General features: G+C 71.2%; 11 protein-coding genes. 1 reads left to right on the plus strand and 10 read right to left on the minus strand.

Features of this window, described 5'->3' with window-relative positions:
- Positions 1–6 precede the first annotated feature (6 nt).
- From RCR19_RS29220 to RCR19_RS29245, 6 genes are all read right to left on the minus strand, one after another.
- Positions 7–3774 carry a lipopolysaccharide biosynthesis protein gene (locus tag RCR19_RS29220; RefSeq protein ID WP_331267841.1) on the minus strand — a complete coding sequence of 1256 codons (3768 nt, stop codon included), beginning with the start codon at positions 3772–3774 and terminating at the stop codon, positions 7–9.
- Complete coding sequence (locus RCR19_RS29225; RefSeq protein ID WP_331267842.1) at positions 3767–4567, minus strand: polysaccharide deacetylase family protein; 801 nt, start codon at positions 4565–4567, stop codon at positions 3767–3769. Before RCR19_RS29225 ends, RCR19_RS29220 begins: the two co-directional genes overlap by 8 nt.
- Positions 4564–5559 (minus strand): glycosyltransferase family 2 protein, encoded by a 996-nt coding sequence (locus tag RCR19_RS29230; protein ID WP_331267843.1) that lies wholly within the window; start codon positions 5557–5559, stop codon positions 4564–4566. The genes RCR19_RS29225 and RCR19_RS29230 overlap by 4 nt, the downstream gene beginning before the upstream one ends.
- Positions 5556–6374 (minus strand): glycosyltransferase family 2 protein, encoded by an 819-nt coding sequence (locus tag RCR19_RS29235; protein ID WP_331267844.1) that lies wholly within the window; start codon positions 6372–6374, stop codon positions 5556–5558. The genes RCR19_RS29230 and RCR19_RS29235 overlap by 4 nt, the downstream gene beginning before the upstream one ends.
- Before the next feature lie 367 nt (positions 6375–6741).
- Positions 6742–7836, minus strand: coding sequence for a GNAT family N-acetyltransferase (locus RCR19_RS29240; protein WP_331267845.1), 1095 nt, complete (start codon positions 7834–7836; stop codon positions 6742–6744).
- A gap of 4 nt (positions 7837–7840) precedes the next feature.
- Complete coding sequence (locus RCR19_RS29245) at positions 7841–8263, minus strand: hypothetical protein (RefSeq protein ID WP_331267846.1); 423 nt, start codon at positions 8261–8263, stop codon at positions 7841–7843.
- Positions 8264–8635: 372 nt separating this feature from the next.
- Here RCR19_RS29245 and RCR19_RS29250 point away from each other — a divergent pair, with 372 nt between their 5' ends.
- On the plus strand, positions 8636–9442 hold the full coding sequence (locus RCR19_RS29250; protein WP_331267847.1) for an SGNH/GDSL hydrolase family protein: 807 nt from the start codon (positions 8636–8638) through the stop codon (positions 9440–9442).
- A 3-nt stretch (positions 9443–9445) separates the two neighbouring features.
- On the opposite strand, the gene RCR19_RS29255 is transcribed toward RCR19_RS29250, so the two are convergent.
- The 4 genes from RCR19_RS29255 to RCR19_RS29270 form a co-directional block, all read right to left on the minus strand.
- A complete protein-coding gene (locus RCR19_RS29255) occupies positions 9446–11047 on the minus strand; it encodes a protein kinase (protein ID WP_331267848.1) in 1602 nt (533 codons plus the stop codon).
- A 63-nt stretch (positions 11048–11110) separates the two neighbouring features.
- On the minus strand, positions 11111–12658 hold the full coding sequence (locus RCR19_RS29260) for a nickel transporter (protein WP_331267849.1): 1548 nt from the start codon (positions 12656–12658) through the stop codon (positions 11111–11113).
- Positions 12655–14337, minus strand: a complete 1683-nt coding sequence (locus RCR19_RS29265) for a tetratricopeptide repeat protein (protein ID WP_331267850.1) — start codon at positions 14335–14337, stop codon at positions 12655–12657. Before RCR19_RS29265 ends, RCR19_RS29260 begins: the two co-directional genes overlap by 4 nt.
- A 144-nt stretch (positions 14338–14481) precedes the next feature.
- Positions 14482–16011: a DUF4331 domain-containing protein gene (locus tag RCR19_RS29270; protein WP_331267851.1), complete on the minus strand. Its 1530-nt coding sequence runs from the start codon at positions 16009–16011 to the stop codon at positions 14482–14484.
- Between the last annotated feature and the right edge of the window lie 68 nt (positions 16012–16079).

Here is a 16079-nt window from a genome sequence, read left to right on the forward strand (position 1 = left end):
TGACGCTCAGCCCTTCCCCATGGTCAGGAACCGCTGCACGAGCGAGGCCAGCAGCACGGCCAGCAGCGGGAGCGAGAACCAGAAGCCCGACTGCAGCCAGCGCAGTTTGCGCACGCTCGGCCGGACCGCGACGCGTACGATCTCGCGGGCCGTGAGCAGCAGGACCAGGGCGACGGCCGCGAGCCCTCCGACGACCGACCACGGCGTCCAGGTCACCCGCGGTCCGATCGGACCCGGAGCCGGTTTCGCGACGCCGCCCGCCGGTCGCTCGCGCAGCGCGTACATCGTCACGTCGTCGTTGACCAGGACCTTCGTCAGTTCCTGGCGGTCGTCCAGGCTCTTGACGAGCCGGGACTCCCACGTCGCCGAGTAGCCCACGTCCATCCGCAGATAGGTCACCTGGCTCACGTTGATCATGAGGTAGGAGTTCGGACCCGCGTCCTTGAGCGACTTGACCAGGCCCGACACCAGCACCGGATCCGTGGGAGCGAGCGTCGGCACGTACTGCACCTTCTCCATGTCCCTGGCGCCCCACGGCATCGCCGGCGTGACGTTGTCGACCGTGTCGTTGCTCAGCCACAGCAGCCGTACCGTCGGGTCGTCGTGGGCGTACACGTAGTCCATGGCCGCGACCTCGCCGGGGCGGATCCGCTCGAAGGGCTCGTTGCCCCATCGGGCCACCAGGAAGCCACCCATCAGCAGCAGCCCGGCCACGAGCGCCGCGAGCGGTGCGAGGCTCATCCGGTCCTTGTCCCGTTCCTCGGCCGTCACGCCGGTGCGCGGGAAGAGCGCGAGCCCGGCGAGCAGGGCCGCACCCGGCAGGGCGAACATGAAGACGCGCAGCGCCATTTCGCCGCCGTACGACTGCATGCCGAAGCCCAGGAACGGCACGAAGGTCAATACGAGCAGCGACCGCTCGCGGTACTTGTTCTCGCGGCGCCGCCACCAGCCCCAGCAGGCGAACGCCATCACGGCGCCCGCGAGCGCCACTCTCGTGTAGAGGACCAGTTTGTGCGTCGAGTCGCCGCCCTGGATACGCCCGGAGACGGATGTCGACACATTGCTGCCGACGCCGCCGACCCCGCCGAAGAGCTCGTTGAAGTGCCCGGACCAGTAGGGCTCGGCCATGAAGCCGACCCAGAAGGCCACCAGCACCGCGAACAGGATGGGCAGCCCGCGCAGTTCGGAGCGGCCGATCAGGACGAGCGCCGCGAGCACGCCCAGCATCACGAACGGGGTGAGCTGGTGGGCCGGGACGCTTGCCGCGTACAGGCCGATCAGCACCATCAGCAGCACGGCCCGCTGCCCGCGCCCGGCCGGCTCGACCTCGGCCTCGCCGGGGCGTGCCTTGGTCCAGATCACGCGCGGCGCGCGGAACCACACCAGCAGGACGGCCACGAAGGCCAAGTAGAGCAGATAGGTGAAGCCCTGCGGCGAGAAGTAGTCCTGGCCGACCCAGCCGCTGAGCACGAAGATCCACAGGCCGGTCCACTTGGCGCGCCAGCTCGCACGCAGGGAGCGCAGCAACAGGAACATCGGTGCCAGATACAGGAGCTGGATGGCCAGGGGCCACCAGCGGATGACCTCGGTCAGATCGGTGACCCCGCACGCCTTCGCGACGAACGCGGCCACCGCGAAGAAGCCCGGCCAGCTCCAGCGGGCGTCCAGGTCGGGCACGGCCGAACCGGTCCGGTCGATGTAGTCGAGGAACCCCAGGTGCTGCCAGGCCGTCGCGAACCGGGGTTCGGTCTCGATCACGGCGGGCAGGGCGTGCAGCGACACGACCGTGGCGAGGAGTGTGACCAGGAGCAGGACCTTGGACTCGCGGCCACGCCACAGCAGCGCGGCGAACACCACGACCAGCAGCGCGGCCCCGACCAGGGTCGGCAGCGGCAGGACCGAGATGAGTCCCAGGCCGCCCATCCGCTCCAGGGAGCCGTCGTCGAGGCCCAGCACCGGGACCCAGTAGAGCAGCAGCGCCGAGACCAGCAGACAGCCGAGGAGCACACCGCCGAGCGGTCCGAGGGCCTTCGGACGCTCCTCGGAGGGCGGCTCCGCGGTGGCGGGGCGCGACCGCTCGGTGGAACCGCCCGATGCCATGTCCCGGGCCCCGGACAGGGCTCCGTCCTTCGCGGCCGGGTCCCGTTCCTCCACCGGCAGACCCACCGGACCGTCCGCTACCGGCAGCCCGAGCGGCCGTGTCGGGCGGTCGCCCTCGACGGACACCACGGGCGTTCCGGTGGGTGGGGTGCCGGGACCCGGGCGAACGTCGGGCCGGCGCTCCACATGGTCGAAGTCGACGTGTATGCCGAGCGCGAGCGTGTCGGCGTCGAGCTTCTTCGCCCAGGACGGACCGCCCTTCGGCGCGGGGACCTCGCGCGCCCCCAGGTCGGCGAGGTCCCCGTCCGGTGCCGCTTCCTCCGGCACGGCGTCCGCCGGGGCGGTACGCACGATCTTGAACAGCTTGGGTGCGGCGATCGCCACGATCACCGCGAGGCTGGAGATCTCCGCGACACCCGCGCCGGTCAGCCCCATCCGGGGGAGCAGCAGCACGGTGAGCCCGAGCACCAGGACGCACAACAGGCCCTGGAGATAGGCGAGTCCGGAGGTACGGCTCTGGGCGCGCAGCACCGCGAAGTACGTCTCCATGACGACCCGCAGCGCCGCCCCGACCGCGAACCAGCGCAGCAGCGGGGTCGCCGCATGGGCGTAGCCCTCGCCGAAGACGTGCAGGATGAAGGGAGCGCCGAGGAACAGCAGCGCGCACACCGGCAGCATGATCCGGGCCATGCGCTTGAGCGCTGCCCGGGTGTTGGCGGCGAGGCGCGCCGGATCGTGCGAGCCCTCGACGGTGAGCGAGGCCCCCATGTTGATGGCGAGCAGATTGGTCGTGCCGCCGATCGTGGTGGTGATGTAGAAGTACGCGTTGTCAGCGGCGCTGACCTGCGAGGCCACGATCACCGGTACGAGGTAGACCACGGCGAGGGAGAACAGCGAACCGGTGTAGTCGCCCGCCAGGAAGCGCCCGATCTCCTTCACCGAGGGCGGGGCGGCCTGGTCCTCCGTTGCCTTGACGTGCCGGGGCACCAGGCGCCGGAACACCAGCCAGCCGAGCGGCAGCACGGACGTGGCGATGGCCGCGACCCAGGAGACGAAGACGCCCATCATGGGGATCGCGGCGGCCAGCCCGATCAGCAGCACCAGCTTCACCGCGGAGAACACGGTGTTGCCCACCGGGACCCACAGCGCGCTGCGCAGCCCCGTCAGCACACCGTCCTGCAGGGTGAGCAGGTTCCAGGCGATGACGGCCACCACGAAGACGAGCGCCGGGGCGGGTCCGTGCAGGAAGCGGTACGAGGGGCCCCACACGTGCAGCGTCAGCAGGAAGACGCCGGCGGCGAGTGCCACGACGACGCAACTGCCCGCGTAGGTACGGAAGATCAGGCGGCCGGTGGTCCGGCCCGAGATCGGGATGAAACGGGCCAGGGCGCCGGTCAGGGTCACCGCGGTCAGGCCGGCGAGGAGCTTCATCGCGGCGATCGCGGCGGAACCCTGACCGACCGCGGCGTCCGAGTAGTAGCGGGCGGCGACCAGCCAATAGCCAAGGCCCAGCACCGCGGAGATACCGGTGTTGAGCATCAGCGCATAGGCGTTGCGGAACAGCTGGCTGCCGCCGCCCCCGTTGCTCCCGGGCAGGCGAAGGCGGCGCCCGGACTGCTCGGGCGCCGCGGTCGAGGTCTGTTGGGCCTGGGCTGTGGTGGTCGTGTCAGACACGGGAACCGATGGCCTTCCGGCGAACCTGTCGTGCTCTTCGGACCACGGCGTATCCCTTGGTGAGGGCGCGGTCCCTGGCGAAATTGCGAGCGATCGCACGGCCCTGGACGAGCCGCTCGAACTCCTCCGCGCCCGTGTTGCGGCGCACGGTGACACGTTGCAGCGCGTACGGCCCCTGACCTGGGCGGGCGAGACCGTTGCCGACGGCGAGCGACTGGCGGTACCCCGTCTCGCGCACGGTACGGCGCACCCGGCGACTGGAGTAGCCGTACGGGTAGGCGAACGAGACCGGGGCGGCGCCCAGTTCGTCGGTGACGATCTCCTTGCAGCGCAGGAGTTCGAACCGCAGGGTGTCGTCGTCCAGTTGGTCCAGCTGCGGATGGGTGTGGCTGTGCCCGCCGATCTCGACCCCACCGCCGGCGAGGTCGCGCACCTGGTCCCAGTCGAGCATGGTGTCGAGGCCGCCCCCGGTGTCGTGGGCGCCCCGCAGCCAGCCGGTCGAGACGAACAGGGTGGAGACGAAGCCGTGCTTGGCGAGCACGGGCAGGGCGTGGCGGTGCACGCCTTCGTATCCGTCGTCGAAGGTGATGAGGACGGGCCGCTCGGGCAGCGGGTCCCCCCGCCGCCAGCAGCGGGCCAGCTCGGCGGTGGTGACGGGTGTGCGTCCCAGGTCCGCCAGCTGTGCCATCTGCTCGGTGAAGGCCTCGGGTGCCACCGACAGGGCACGGGTCGCCTCGTTGGGCGCCGTCGCCACCGAGTGGTACATGAGGATCGGCACGGCCTGTCCGCTCATGCGATGTCCCCCTCGCCGTCCGGTATCCGCACCACGGAGAAGGTGGCGCCGCCCCTGCGCGCCCGGACGCTCCCGAGGACGTACCCACCGGCGGCCGTCAGTACCCCGGCGACGATGGCCCCGGCCCGGCCCGCGCCTCCGGGGCGGGCCAGCAGAGCGTCACGCAGTCCGCGGGCGACACCGGCGGGCAGTACCCGGGTGGTGTAGCGGCGCTCCGACTCCAGTCCCTTGTCGGAGCCGACACTCCGGGCCACCAGGGCCTTGGAGAGGCCTTCGGCGTAGGTACGGGTGCGGAAGTACGCGAAGTGCTCGCGTGGCGCCGGTACCCGGTGGTGGATCACCGCACGGTCGTCCATCAGCAGGATCGCATCCGGTCTGGCCCGGCTGAGCCGGATGCACAGCTCCGTCTCCTCACAGCCGAGCGGGCGCTTGTCGCCGTCGCGTCCGATGCCCGTGGCGAAGCCGCCCGCCGCCGCGAACGCCGTGCGGCGGAAGGAGGCGTTGCCCCCGAGGACGTTGCGCACCCGCGCCCGGCCGGGCGGCAGCCCCTTGTAGGTGCAGCCCACCACCCAGTCGAACTCCTCCGGGAACCACGCCGGGCGGCGGCCCGAGGCCCAGATCGGCATCGTACGGCCGCCGACGGCCATGACGCGCGGGTCCGCATAGCCCTCGGCGAAGTGCCTCAGCCAGTCCCGCTCGGCCACGGCGTCGTCGTCGAGGAACGCGATGACCTCCCCGTGGGAGGCGGCGATCCCGGTGTTGCGTCCCGCGGACAGGCCGCGGGGGCCCGCGTTGGCGAGCACGCGGACCTCCTCGACCTCCTTGTACTCCCCGCTCAGCCGTTCGAGCAGGGTCTGGTTGTGGTCCACGACCAGCAGCGTCTCGCGCGCCGGACGGGACTGCGCCCGCACCGAGGAGACCGCCGCGAGGATGTCCTCCCAGCGGTCCTCGGTGTAGACGCAGATCACCACGGAGATGTCCGGAGCGCTCAAGACAGCTCTCCCTGACCCGAGTTGAGCGCCACCGCGCGAGGGCGGCTGCGCAGCGCACGCCGGTTGGAGCGTTCCTGGAGGATGACCTTCAGCACCCGCAGACCGTCACGCACCGCGCGCAGGTTGCTCGCACCGTGGATGCGGAGGTACTCGTGGCTCGGGATCTCCTGGACCTTGAGCCCGGCCTTGACGACCCGGATGTTCATCAGGGTCTCCACCTCGAAGCCCGTGCAGTCCAGCTCGATCTTGTCGAGGCAGTGCCGCCAGAACGCGTTGTACCCGTAGCAGAGGTCGGTGTAGCGGGCGCCGAACTTGGCGTTGACGATCGCGCACAGCACCCGGTTGCCCAGTTTGCGGATCGGCGTCATGTCGGAGGTGCCGCCGCCGTTCGCGAACCGCGAGCCCTTCGCGAAGTCGGCGCCGGACACCAGCGCGGAGACATAGCTGACGATCTCCTGACCGTCCGCGGAGCCGTCGGCGTCGACCATCACGATGATGTCGCCCGTGCAGGCCTCGAAGCCGGTGATCAGGGCATCCCCCTTGCCCTTGCCCTGCTGGCCGACGACCTTCACGCCCGGCCACAGATCGCGCGCGACCTGGACGGTGTCGTCGGTGGAATTGCCGTCCACAAGGATCACTTCGTGAATCCACTCGGGAAGTGTCTTGAAGACGTACGGGAGATTCTCCGCCTCGTTCATGGCGGGAATCACCACGCTCACCGGTGGCGCGATGGCCAGGTGAGAGGAGATGGGTCGGTACCTGCCCTGATGTAACGGACCTTGATCCGAAATTGCAGAGCGCAGAACAGAACTCATGGGTCTGGTCCCTCTCGTCCGGTGGACCGTCCGCCCCTGGACGGTCCGGCATTGTGTCCGGTTCGAAAGGGGGGTACTCACTTACGGCATGCCGATATGGATCTCCGTGCATGTCGGGTGAGCTGGCAAAGCTGGCCGTCTGCCGAAAACGGCAGCCGACCGCGCGGCACGACTCGAACGACTGTGGTCGCCGAGCACGGCACCCCCCTACCGCGCCCCGCGCCGGAACCATCGCGGTACCTGAGCCCTCCCCTGGAGCCGCGTGATGATGGACCGATGCGGGTTGATGTATGACGGTATTGACGATTGCGACTTTATGGCAAGACCTGGGACGTGTCCCTGGTTTTGACCGGTAAATGGGCGAAAATCAACCCCTCGAACGGATTTTCCCCATCCGTTTGAGGACGCGGTCGGCCGGCTCGAAGAACTCCGGCCGAGACAGCACCGCATTGCGCAGTGCCCGGACCGGGGCGCGGCGCGCCCTGTGCCCGAACGCAACGGGGTGACGTCGTGTCACCCACCCCTCGGACACGTAGAGATCGCGTGTCTTCAGGGAGTCCTTGTATTCCTTGCGGCCCCGGCCGAGATCCAGATGGGCGATGCCGTCGGCGGCGGCCGCCTCGGCCATCCGCAGATGCAGCACCAGGCCGGGCGAGTACTTGGCGAACTCCGGGTCGTAGGCCGGGAACCAGCAGGCCAGCACTCGATCGGTGCGCAGCCCGAAGTGGGCGGCGATCGGCCGTTCGCCCGCGTAGAGGACCGACAGGATGCCGGTGAACGGTTCAGCGCGGGTGTGGAAGAGCTGCTGCACCAGCTGGGTGATCCAGTCGTGCGCGAAACGGTCGCTGCGCCCGGTCCTGCGGTACTGCGCCGACTTCCAGCCCATCAGCGTCCGAAGGGCGGCCGGATCACGCTCGTCGTGGACGTAACGCAGCTCGCCGGCGTCCCGCCCGAGCTTGCGCTCCTTGGCCAGTGTGGTGCGGGTGAACTTCGGTGACCGGTCGCGCAGTCGGCTCAGATACGCCTCGTAGCCCTGGTCGACGTCCATGACCGGGGAGGCGAAGGTGCCGGAGGCTCCCGCCTCGAACGGCGCCTGGCCCTCGACCAGATGGTCGAACTCCCAGAGGGCGAGCCCGCAGGCCCGCAGGAGTTCCTGGGCGTCCCAGACGAACCCCGGCCGGTGCACCATGCCCTGGCAGTCCGAGACCCCGAGGCCGACGGCGCGGCCGACGCCGGCGGCCGTTCTCTGGAACGGGAGGAACGCGGTCGGTTCGGCGTCCTCGCGAACGACCGCGATACGCACGCCGCGTCTCGTCCGGCCCACGGCGAGCGCGAACTCGGGTGACAGGAAGGGGTTCGCCAGTGCGGGTGAGCCGTTGAGATGGGCCTTGGACTGCAGGGCCGTCCAGGCCGCCCGGTCGACCGCCCTGAGCTCGCCCGGGCGGTACACGTTGATGTCCACGTCTTCAGGCCCGTCTTCTCGCCGTGCGGCGGCGCTGCCGCCGTACCAGAACCAGCAGGAGAACGAGGGCGCTGACCACGGCCACCGCGATGACGCCGCCGGTCACCGACCAGCGGTGCACCGCCAGCATGCCCTGGGCGATCAGCAGATCGATCGCGATCGCTCCTGCCACGGACACCACCGTGCGGGGGAAGGGTTCCAGTCCCCGCAAGGCGGCGCCGACGGCCGATGCCGGCGCGGCGAGCAGGAAGAACAGCGTGAACGGGCCGCGCAGCGGCGAGTCCGCGCCACTGAGCGCGAGGATCGCCCCGACCCCGGCGACGACGAACGCCGCGCCGGCGAGCAGGGGGGACAGGCCCCTCCCCGGATCCTGCCCCGACCTTGCGTCCCTGTCTGATGACGGTGGCTTGATGCGTAAGGTCTGCATTGGCGACTTTGCCCCCCGAAGCGCCGGATGCCGGGCTTCAATGTCGCGCAGCCGTGAGGGGGCCGTCAAGACGCGGAGGCGCCACCCACAGGTTATTGGCGCGGTTCAAACACGTGTTGCCCGGAAATGCAGGGCTCCGGTCAAACCGGAGTTCGAGCCTCGTGCGGCGTTGCGTGGTGATCCGTGAACCGCCGCCGGGGCGGCCCGGTCCGGCGCCCCGGCGTGTGGTCGCCGGACGCACGTGGTCGGACAGGTCGGTGAACGGACGTGTGCCACGACGTCCTGCGCCGAAAGTCTTGGCATGGACACTTCCTGTCAACATGCGTAGCTGCTACCACAGTTGTGGCAGAGATCCTGCTAAAGGGAGGTTCCATGAGACGTTCCCGATGTGCGGCGTACGTGACGTCACTCCTCCTGGCCGTCGGCTTCACCCTCAGCGGGGCGGCCGCGGCGCAGGCGTCAACTCAGGCGGCGGCCAACGGTTATGTGGCCCTCGGCGACTCCTACTCCTCGGGTGTCGGCGCCGGAAGCTACATCGGCTCCAGCGGCGACTGCGACCGCAGCACCAAGGCCTTCCCGTATCTGTGGCAGGCCGCCCACGCCCCCGCGTCGTTCAGCTTCATGGCGTGCTCGGGCGCCCGGACGACCGACGTGCTCAACAACCAGCTGGGCCCGTTGAGCGCGTCGACCGGCCTCGTCTCCCTCACCATCGGCGGCAACGACGCCGGCTTCGCCGACGTCATGACGACATGCGTGCTCCAGTCGGACAGCTCCTGTCTGTCACGGATCGCGACGGCCAAGGCGTACGTGGACTCGACGCTGCCCGGCCGGCTGGACAGCGTGTACTCGGCGATCAGTGCCAAGGCCCCGGCGGCCCATGTGGTCGTGCTGGGCTACCCCCGTTTCTACAAGCTCGGCACGACCTGCCTCGGACTGTCCGAGACCAAGCGGTCCGCGATAAACGGCGCAGCGGACTACATCAACGCGGCCATCGCCAAGCGCGCCGCCGACCACGGCTTCACCTTCGGTGATGTGCGCACCACCTTCACCGGCCACGAGATCTGCTCCGGCTCCGCCTGGCTGCACAGCGTCAACTGGCTGAACATAGGCGAGTCCTACCACCCGACCGCGGCCGGTCAGTCCGGCGGCTATCTGCCGGTACTGAACGGCGCGGCCTGACGGTCACGAACTCGAGGGGGAGGCCCCGCCCGTCGGGGTCTCCGTCTCGCAGGTCACCGAGAACGGCACGGAGTCGGACGTGACCCGCACCGGATCACGCACCTCCACACCGATCTCGTTCCGGACCGAACCCCCTTCTTCGTACGTGGTCACGACCACCTGGCGCTGCTGGGTCCGCCCCCCGTCCGCGGGGAACGACAGCGTCTTCCAGCCGGGGTCGGAGACGTGCCCCGTACTGGTCACCCAGCGATAGCTCACATCGACCGGCACCCGGCCCACGGTGAACGTGGCCGTGAACGTCGGGGCCTGTGTGTCCGGTGGCGGGCAGGCACCGGAGTAGTCGGTGTGCACGCCGGTGACCGTCACCCGGACCGACTGCGCGGGCGGTTCGGTCGTACGACCGCCGCCGTTGCCGTCCGAGGTGGATCCGCCACTCGGAGCGGGGCTCGAGCCCGTGTCGGTACCGGGCCCGCCGGCATCCGCACTGCCCGTGCCGTCGCTGTGTGAGGCCCCGCTGCCCGCGGCATCGCCGCCCCGGCCGTCATCCCGGTGGACCAGCGCGTACGTCAGCCCCGCCACGGCCAGCACCAGGGCGGTCAGACCCGCGATCAGGACCACCACGGCACGGCGGTCACGCCCCGGCGGCTCGGCGGGACTTCCGTATCCGGACCGGGAGACGGTGGTGGGGACGGGGGCCGGCTGCGGGAGCGTGGGCGCCTCACCCGGGAACGCGGCGACCGTCGGTGCGTACGCCGGGGAGGCGCCGGTGCGCGGGGTGCCGCCCGCCCCGATGAGCCGCAGATCCCGCTCGGCCTGTGCCGCAGGAATGCGCTCCGCCGGATCCTTGCGCAACAGTCCCTCGATCACCGGGGTCAGCGGACCCGCCCGCCGCGGCGGAGGCAGTTCCTCGTCGACGACCGCCCGCAGCGTGTTGAGCGGGGTGCTCTGCCGGAACGGCGAGTTGCCCTCGACCGCCGCGTACAGCAGTACGCCGAGCGACCACAGATCGGACTCGGGGCCCGGGGTGCGTCCGAGCGCTCGCTCGGGCGCGAGGAACTCGGGCGAGCCGATGACCTCGCCGGTCATGGTCAGTGCCGAGCTGCCCTCGACCATGGCGATGCCGAAGTCGGTGAGGACCACCCGGCCGTCGTTCGACAGCAGCACGTTGCCGGGTTTGACGTCGCGGTGCAGGACTCCGGCCGCGTGCGCGGCGCGCAGGGCGGCCAGGACCTCCGCGCCTATGTGCGCGGCACGCTGCGGGGGGACCGGCCCCTCGGCGTCCAGCAGGTCCGACAGGGCGATGCCGCGGATCAACTCCATGACGATCCAGGGGCGTCCGTCCTCGTGGGCCACGTCGTAGACCGTCACGACATGGCGGTCGGCCACCCGGGCCGCCGCCCAGGCCTCGCGTTCCAGCCGGGTGTACATGCGCTGGACCTCGGCCGCCGGAAGGCCGGCCGGGGCGCGCACCTCCTTCACGGCCACCTCGCGGTGCAGCACCTCGTCACGGGCCCGCCACACCGTCCCCATGCCGCCCTGGCCGAGGGGGGACAACAGACGGTAACGACCCGCGATCACACGTTCATGGCCCGGATCTTCGGACACGGGCGTCCCCCATTCGCATCCGCGTGATGTATCCACTCCGCGCTTTTTCTCCCCAAAAGTAGCTCAACCGAGTGCGGATGCCGCCCCCTTGAACACCAGTCCGGCCCCGAGGGCCACGACGACGAAGGCCGATCCCAGCGGTGCGGTCCTGCGCACCAGCGCAGCCGCCGGACCGGCGGTCCAACGCGGACGGCGTTCCAGTACGCGGTTCATCCCGCTGCCCAGCCTGACCACGGCGACCCCGGCGGCGGTCAGTGTCAGGGCGAGGCCGATGCCGTACGCGACGACGAGCAGCAGCCCGAACCAGGCCTGGCCGAGCGCGGCCGCGCCGACCAGGACCACCACCGCCGAGGGGCTGGGCACCATCCCGCCGGCGAAACCGAGGAGGATCGTGCCGCGGAGCGTGGGCACGGTGGGGTGGGTGTGCGTGACCCCGCCATGGGTGTGGGGGACGCCGGGGTCGTCGTGGTGACCGTGGTCGCCGTGCTGGTGTCCTTCACCGTGGCCGTGCGCATGGTGGATGCGGCCGAGGTGCCCCGGCGCGGGTCCGGGCCGGTCCGTGCCGAGGCTGCCGTGCCGGCGGCTGAGCCACGCCCGGCGGACGAGCGACGCGCCCGCCAGGGTGACCAGGATCCCGCTGGCCAGGCCCAGCCAGGCGATCACCGACGGCGTCGCCGCGGAACCCGCCGTGACCAGCAGCCCCAGCGCGACGACGCCCAGGGTGTGGGTGATCGTCACCGAGGCCGCCAGGGGCAGTACGTCCTTGGGCCTCGCCCGGCTGCCGCGGGCCGCCGCCGTCGCGGCCATCAGGGTCTTGCCGTGGCCGGGTGCGAGCGCGTGCATGGCGCCGAGACCGATCGCGATGACGAGGGCGAGCGCGGCGAAGCCGACGGTGAGGTCGTGCCGGGCGACCAGGTCGTCCAGGGCCCGGGTCCAGCGGTCGGCACCGCGGGAAAGCACGGAGGCGGCCGGGGCGTCGCCCTGCTCGCCGGCCAGGGCGGGGCCACCGGGACGCACCCGCAGGGAGGCCGTGACCGTGTCGGCCGGTGAGGACAGCAACTCCGCCGGATACGCGGTCAGTTCGTGGGAGACGGAGGACCTCGGCACGTTCGACGCGGTGAGCGTCGTGCGGTCCCCGCGCGCGGTGATCTCCCGCCAGCCGGGACCGGTTGCGGCCCCCGCGCTCCGGAAGGCGATGCCGGCGGTGCCCGTCCCGGGCAGCGGTGCCGTCAGCCGGCACTCCACGCGCAGGGTGTTGAGACCGGCCTGTCCCGGCCGTGACCGGGCGCTGCTGGTGCCGACGGTCAGCGCCACCGGGCGCCCGCCGACGGTGAGCCTGCTGCCCTCGGCGGCCGCCGCGCACCGCTTCCGGGCCCAGCCGGTCAGCCCTGTCCCGGCGATGTCGGACTCGGCCTGCGTGGCCGGTATCTCCGCCAGGTCCTCGACATGGTCGACGCGCAGTTGTCCCGGGGCGGCGACCAGGCCGTCGTAGCGGTTGACGGTGAAGTTGCCGAGCGGGTGGGCGCTCGCCGGGCCGGAGGGGAACAGGACGAGGGCGCAGGCGGCAGTCAGGGCCGCCACGCCGGAGGCGACGAGACGACGGAGGCTCACTTCGCCGCCTCCAGTGCCTTGCGGGCCTCGCGCGCGCCCAGCGGTGAGAAACCGGCGTTGAGCTTCAGGGCCGCGGTGAGCGTGGCGCGTGCCCGGTCCGGATGACCGGTGGCGCGCTCGATCATGCCGCGGTGGTAGAGGAAGGCCGCGTTGCGGTAGCCGGTGGCCGTGGCACGCCTCGCATAGGGGAGGGCCTCCGCGTCACGCCCGTTGACGTGCAGCGCCCAGGCGAGGGCGTCCGCCGTGTGCACGGTGTGGCGGCGCGCCCACTCGGCGCGCGCCGCCGTCAGCGCGGCCCCGCGGTCGCCGTGGTCGGCGGCGGCGAGAGCGGTGTCGAGGTCGGCGTCGACGCCGTTGGCGCGGGCCAGCGACACCCACGCGTCGATCAGGGCGTACTGGGCGCGGGCCTTGTCCCGGTCGCCCGGCTTGCCGCGGGCTTCGTACAACTCGCCGAGTTCCACGAGCGGTTGGGGAAGCGGATAGCGGTCGACGACCAGTTCCATACCGCGGATCGCGCCCTCGGTGTCACCCTGGGCGGACTGGGCACGGGCACGGCCCTCGAGTGCCGGGAGGTAGGTGTCGTCGGCGGCGAGGGCGCGGGCGTAGTGGGCGAGGGCACTCTTGTGGTCGCCCTGGTTCCACGCCAGTTGTCCCAGCGCTGTGGCCACGTAGGCGATGTCGCCGCGGGAGGTGGCCGTGGCGAGGGCCTGCTCGAGGGCGCGGCGGGCTGCCCCGACGTCGCCCCGCAGTTCGTGGACGTAGGCGTAGCGGGTGAAGACGGGGATGCCGGGGCGCCGGGAGTCGGCGACGTCCGCGGCCCGTGACGCGTCGGTGTAGCGGCCGAGTTCGACCAGCGCGTCGACCCGGGAGGACAGGGCGCGCTCGCTGTACGGGTTCTCGGTGAGTGCCAGGTCCGCGTACCTGAGGGCGCCGGTGAAGTCGTGGCGGGCCGCGGCCAGGGCGGCCCGGCCGGCGAGCGCGGCGTCGTTGCCGGGACGCAGCCTCAGCGACCGGTCCAGGGCGCGCTGCGCCTGCGGATAGCGGGACGGGTCGCCGTGGGTGCGGGCTTGCTCGACGTACGCGAGGCCCAGCGTCGCCCAACTGCCGTGATCCCGCGGCTGTACGCGCAGATGGGCCTGCAGGGCGCGGATGCCGGCGTCGAGATCACCACCGGCGAGCAGCTCGGGGGAGACACCACCGGGGGAGGAGGCGACCGGAACCGGGCCGCCGCCGTCGCGTGCGGCGCCGACGGCCACCGCGCCCGCGGTGAGGGCGACGGCCAGCGATGCGGCGCAGAGCCCCAGTTGTGGGGCCCGCCACCGCCGTCCCAGCGCCGAGAACCGCCGTAGCGCGACGATCCGCTCGTCGGTGTCCCCGGCCGGTTCGCGGACCTCGTCCCCGCCGTCCACGGCGCCGCCCGCCGGTCCGGGAGCCGATGCCGCCGACCCGGCGTCCTCCCCGGCCACCGGGACCCTCGTCGTCTTCTTCTCGCCGGACGTCTCCGCGTTCATGCCGTCCTTCACGCTCCTTACGGCAACGCTCCCACCGCGCCAACCGGCGCCCGGGGAGCCCGGCTCCGGCGTGGTCTGCGCCGCGCCGTTCGCCGGGCCCGCGGGACCGGCCTCCCGCCGGTCGCCGGGCCCGTTCTCCGGCGCGCTCTCTTTCGTACGCGGGGACATGCCCTTCTCCTCAATCTGCCGAGTGGAAACGGTCGCTGTCGGGGGTGGGCGACGCGGCCCGCGCCGTGGGGGGATGGACGGGGTACGGGCCGCGCCGGTCGAGGGGCGGAGCCGTCGGGACGGCTCCGCCGGGTGGGTCGGGCTTCAGTACGCCCGGTAGCGGGAGGCGCGCCGACGCCACCAGAAGACCGCGGTGCCGATCAGCAGCACCCCGGCGACGCCCGCCGCAGCCGAACTCGCGATCAGCGTGGTGTCGGTGCCGCTCGCACCGGCCGGCTGGAGTCCGCCGCCCAGTTGGTTGCGCACGTCGGTGCCGCTCCCCTTGGCCAGCGGGCCGCGTGAACCCGAGGTGGGCTCGGCCAGGTACGGGAAGGAGTGGCCGAACTCCTTGTCATTGGCGTCGACCGCGTCACCCAGGTCGTTCTTGGAGCCGACCAGTTCACCCTCGACGACCTGGAGCGCCTCGTCGATCACGTCGTCGGTGAGCCGGCGCCCGTTCGGGAATCCGGCGTTGTCGCCGTCGAGCACGCCGAGCCGTTTCGGGGCGGCGGCCGGCTTGATCGCGGTGTTGAGCCTCAGCTCCTCCGCCGGACGCACGTGCGGCGGCTGGTTGAGGCCCTTCACACCCTTGAGGAAGACGTCCACCAGGTCGGTGCGCGGCTCGGCCGGGGCCTTGATCTTGTAGATCCCCTCGATGAGCCCGGGGAGTTCCGGGTTGGTCACGTTCTTCAGGAACTGCCCGTCGTTCCATGGGGCGGACGCGTTGAACGTGTCCTTGTCCTTCTGCGGGTTGACGACCTCGTTGACGAGCGGGTTGCCGAGCCGTGAGACCTGCGTCCAGTCGCCGTGGGCGTCCTTGCGCTGGACCGTCGACCAGATGCCGACGACCGGCTGCTGCGCCGAGGCACGGATGTAGTCGTTCGGCACCTGCAGCGCGAGGGAGTTGACGTTGTACCCCTTGAGGGTGTCGTTGCCGACCTCCGAGAGGTTGCCGCCGTACAGCAGGTCGAAGACGCGCAGATCGGCGAAGAACGGGTCGTCGGCCTGGCCGGCGAACGTGGTCGCGCCGCTCGCGAGCTTGTGGACGGCCTGATCGCGCAGTGTGCCGTAGTCGGGCATCGACGCCCTGCCGACGTTCGACGGGGCCACCGGGACATCGTCCGCGATCTTCGTCCGGGAGAGCAGTTTCTGGTTGTGCAGCTTGAGCAGGTCGATGTCGTAGGTCTGGGTGATGTTCAGATCCGGGTCGTCGAGAGCGGTGACGGGACCCGTGTTGTACAGGAAGGTGTTCTTGTTCCTCGTGTGCGTCCTGAAGGTGTAGCGGAAGAGCAGTTCGCCCTGTGCGTCACCGTTGTTGTCGACGTGGATGTCGTACTGGGCGTCGTCCGCGAACGTGTAGAAGTTGGGCCCGCCGGCCGGTTCCTCGAACGGGACGAAGTTCGCGATGACCGTCGTCGTGTCCGGCTTGTCGGGGCTCACGAACGCGTACAGGTCCGTGTTGTCGTACTGCGGCTGCCCCGAGATCAGCGGGGCCTCCCGGTGGGAGGAGGCGGAGGCCGCCCCCGGTTGCAGCGCGGTCGCGCCGGCGGCTGCGAGCCCCCCGGCGGCCAGCGCACCACAGATGAGGGTCGCGATACTCCTGCGCCCCGAGCCGCTCCTCGCGTTAGCTGTCATGCCGTCCGTCCTCAGTGCCAACTTGCCTGACGCACCGGGATTCGGAACTGCCGCCGAGGCGGATTGGT

Origin of the sequence: Streptomyces sp. WAC07094 (genome assembly GCF_036320405.1) — a bacterium.
GTDB lineage: Bacteria > Actinomycetota > Actinomycetes > Streptomycetales > Streptomycetaceae > Streptomyces > Streptomyces lannensis.